The sequence below is a fragment of the Pedococcus sp. P2_E2 genome, assembly GCF_056403955.1.
Genome location: NZ_JBFUEM010000018.1, coordinates 1 through 3,879, shown reverse-complemented (window position 1 = coordinate 3,879; position 3,879 = coordinate 1). Strand labels below are relative to the sequence as shown.

At 69.6% G+C, this 3,879-nt stretch carries 4 protein-coding genes; all 4 read right to left on the bottom strand.

Annotated features, from left to right (window positions below; all coding sequences use genetic code 11):
- Positions 1 to 300 precede the first annotated feature (300 nt).
- Complete coding sequence (locus AC1DWR_RS19815) at positions 301 to 1,383, bottom strand: IS110 family RNA-guided transposase (RefSeq protein ID WP_477616092.1); 1,083 nt, start codon at positions 1,381 to 1,383, stop codon at positions 301 to 303.
- A gap of 92 nt (positions 1,384 to 1,475) precedes the next feature.
- Entirely contained in the window at positions 1,476 to 1,598 is a 123-nt protein-coding gene (locus tag AC1DWR_RS19810) for a hypothetical protein (protein ID WP_477625030.1), read from the bottom strand.
- Between the two features lie 394 nt (positions 1,599 to 1,992).
- Positions 1,993 to 3,198 carry an MFS transporter gene (locus AC1DWR_RS19805; protein WP_477616124.1) on the bottom strand — a complete coding sequence of 402 codons (1,206 nt, stop codon included), beginning with the start codon at positions 3,196 to 3,198 and terminating at the stop codon, positions 1,993 to 1,995.
- Positions 3,199 to 3,339: 141 nt separating this feature from the next.
- Positions 3,340 to 3,879, bottom strand: a 540-nt coding sequence (locus tag AC1DWR_RS19800; RefSeq protein WP_477625029.1) for an HAD-IA family hydrolase, incomplete at its 5' end; no start/stop codon positions are given.

Sequence of the window (3,879 nt, the reverse complement as noted above, 5' to 3'; positions counted from 1 at the left end):
ACAGCTGATATGTAGCGACTTCCTGTCAAGAGGGCAGGGCGAGGCGCCGTCCGGATGGCTTTCCGGGCGGCGCCTCTGTGTTGGCTCATGGACCTGCCTGGGCGAGCGTGTCGTTGGCGACGCACGGTCAGGCTGATATGCGCGGGTTGAATACCGCAGGACGGGCTGTTCGGCTGGAGCGGTACCGCGTGTCTAGGATCGAGCGTCGCGCCGGGATGCGAGTCCTGTTGCTGCTCATAGCTGTTCCGCGGGTCACTCCACGCGCTGCTGCCTCGGCGGGTCACGAGCCAAGTCGTTGGGTCAGTCGTCCAGGACGGCCACTGACCAGCACCACCCGGCGAGCTCCCGGGCGACCGCGACGTTGGCCACTGCGGGCCGTTTGCGCCGCAGGTTGAACCTGACCCAGCGGGCGTGCAAGCGCCGGTTCCCGGCATCGCCACGGGCTCGGGCCGCGGGCGTGGCCAAGTCCCAGCGGGCACGCATCACAGCCCCGGGACGGTAGGCCGGGCGGTGATGCCAGGCGGCCTCGACGAGCAGCCGGCGCACATGGGTGTTCCCGGTCTTGGTGATCGATCCCTGCACCCGGGACTGACCGGAGGAGAACTCCGCGGGCACCAGCCCAACGTAGGCGCCGAGGGAGTTGCCGGTGAATCGATGCCAGTCACCGACCTCGACGGCCAACGCGAACGCAGTCAGGGTCGATACCCCTCGCAGGCACGCCAGGCGCCGCACGACCGGAGTGAACTCGCTGTCCGCGGCCAGCTCCGCGATCGCTGCATCGAGTCGGTCTCGCCGAGCCGCGGTAGCCAGCACCGCCTCATAGGCCGACTCGAACGCCATGGCCGCCGCGGGCTGGTCGAACCGCTGGCGGCGCAGCCACACGTCGTGGGCACCGGTCCACGCCTGCCCACCGGAGTACACGATCCCGCGCCGCAACAGGTGCTTGGACACCCGGTGCCGGGCCCGCATCAGGTCAGCCCGACAATCTTCACGGGCCCGGACCAGGTCACGGGCCGCCTCCTGGGCCACACTTGGCACGACCACCGAGGTGATCTCGTCCAGCCGCAGCAACCGGGCCAGGTGCAGCGCGTCCCGGGCGTCGGTCTTGACCCGGTCGCCCGAGGGCCGCTGCAACCGGGAGGGGGCCGCCACCTCGCACCGCGTCCCCGCCTCCACCAAGGCGCGGGCCAGCCCGAACCCAGTCGGCCCCGCCTCGTAGGCCACCGCGCACGGCCCCGGCAATCGCCCCACCCAGCCCAGCACGTCCTCGAAGGCAGGCGTCAGCCTGGCCCGGAACACCTCACCTGTCACCCCGTCGATCGCCGCCGCGACGACCGACCGTGCGTGCACATCCAGTCCCACACTCGTACGCTCAGAAAACACCGGGGCCTCCCACACATGTCGGATAGGCCGGGCAAGGGCACTTGTCCAGCAACCCACGAATCTGTGCGCGTGAGGCCCCGGCCCGCAACCACTCAGCCGCAAGCGGTCACGGCATACCGTCTAGCGATACGCCCGCCCGACCCCTCGACGGCGCAGATGGCGGAGGTCTTGTCGGGGTGGATCTCGGCGTAGGCAAGACAGAGCGTGGTCGTCAATGGCGAAGTGCACGTTGTCGTACCCGACCCAAGTCGCGGCCTTCGGCCGTCTTCGTTCGAGCATGTCGCGGCCGGCAAACCGCCACCGCCATCACAACGCATGACGCCGAGCTCTTGTTGACGTCGACGTGACGAATTGGCCGGATCGGGACTTCGCGCAGCGCCGGATCAGCTGCCCTGTTGGCAGGTCCAGCCAGGCAGTCGTGGCATGGCGTGCCGGACCGAGTCCCTAGGCACGATCGAGGGTTCAATCCCAAGTCGCCGGCGGCGCGAACGGGGCGAACCGTTGATCGCGCCGCAGCGCCACGGTAGCGGGCTCGATCGCTGCGTCTCTTGGGGCGTGGGCTGGTTCGTGGATGGCTGGCTGACCGTTTTCGTCGCTGGTCCGCACGACCTAACGCTGCGGCGGGCCGTCACGCCTGTGTTGGCGACGACGGTCCACAGCGCGGAGTCCGAGGGCGCCGGTTATGCCGACGGTAACCAGCAGCGCAAACGACAAGGTACGCCCGGAGGTGCCACCGAGGTCCAAGAGCGCTCCCGATGCCGTGGCGACGGCCGTCGCGGCCAAGGCGGAGACCAGGAAGTACCAGCCGTACGCGGTCCCTAGTAGAGCGTCGCCGACCGCGTCGGCGAGCAGGACGACGATGAAGGGTGTCACCATGGCAACGCCGAGTGAGAACAGGACGGTCGTCAGCAGTAGGGGCCAGGCATGCGGCATGACCTGCGACAGCGGGAGCGCCCGGTGCTGGTCCGGGAGGAAGCCAGTGGTGGCCAACAGCGGCACGAACGACATCGCCATGACGGCAAGGCCTGCGACGGTCGCCTGGGCGGCCGTCCACCAACGACGGCACAGGGCCGTGACTCTCACCTGAAGCAGGATGCCGAGGGCGCAGGAGACGAGGAACACACCGGCGATGGATTCGGGCCGACCCGTGACGCGCTTGGCCTCGATCGGGAGTGCCAGATACAGCTGGTTGAACAGGGCGAAGTAGGCCGAGCACGCCAGGACCTGGGTTCCGAGGAGGCGGTCGGTGAGCACCCGACGCACGCTCACGAGGACGGGCGCCGGTGACGCGACACGGTGCGCGCGCGGAAGCACCGCGAACTGCGCCACGGTGAGCATTGCGAACACTGCCCCGGCGACCAGGCAGACGGTCTGGAAGTCGGCGAGGATCAGGGCCCCGGCACCGAGCACCGGCCCCAGGAGCGCGCCGACGTTGCCCAAGACCTCGAAGGCCGCGAAATTCTCTGCCCGCCGCTCCGGCGACTCAAGCGCCAGGTACTTGCGCACGGCCGGGGTGAACAGCGCGCCGGCGACACCGATCAGGAGGACCGAGACCACGACCGAAACCGGGTCCCTGAGCACGCCGAGCATCCCGAAGGCGACCACGCGCAGACCGCACCCGGCGACGATCGAGGGCCACGGCCCCACACGGTCGACCAGCGCGCCGCTGGGCAGGAAGAGGCCCTGCTGGCTGAGGGTCCGGGCGCCCAGCACCATGCCCACCGTGGCGGCGGCCATGCCCAGCCCGTCGGTGAGGTAGGCGGCGAGGTAGGGCAGCACCATGAAAAACCCGAGGTTGATGCCCGCCTGGTTCACCGCGAGCAGCCGGGCCGCGGGGCTGAGCTCGCGGAGCGCGCCGACGAGCGAGCCGGTCCGGGGCCGCCCGGGGCACTCGGCCCTGGGTCTCGTTCGCGTTCGACGCCTACGTGGGATGCCGGGTAGGCGGGGCATCCTCTATTAAGGACGCGGCAGGCCGAACAGGACGGGCAGGTCTGCGATGTCGGTGATCCGCTCGTAGCCGAGCCAGTGCTCGTCCTCCTCGAAGCCGCGGTCGACATACACCTTGCGCTCGATGCCCATGACGGCCGCCGAGCGGTGGTCGTACATCGGGCTCGCGGAGACGTGGACGAGCTCGTCGGGCGTCGCGCCGAGCTTGTCGAGCAGGTACTCGAACGCGCCGAGCCGCGGCTTGTAGACCCCCATCTCCTGGGCGCTGATCACGACCTCGAACGGGGCCTGGAGGTTCTCGGCGAGGCGCTCGGCGTGCGCGGTGTCGCTGTTGGTGATGATCACCAGCGGGACTGCCTCGGCCAGGCGGTTCAGTGCCTCGGTGACGCCGGGGTACGGGCCCCAGGTGGGGACGATGTCGTAGACCGCGCGCGCGTCGTCCTCGCGGTACTCGAACCCGACCCATCGTGAGGCGCGTTCCATCGAGTTGGCGACGATCTGGTGGAACGGCTTGTAGTCGCCCATGCACTCGTCGATGCGGTACGCCTT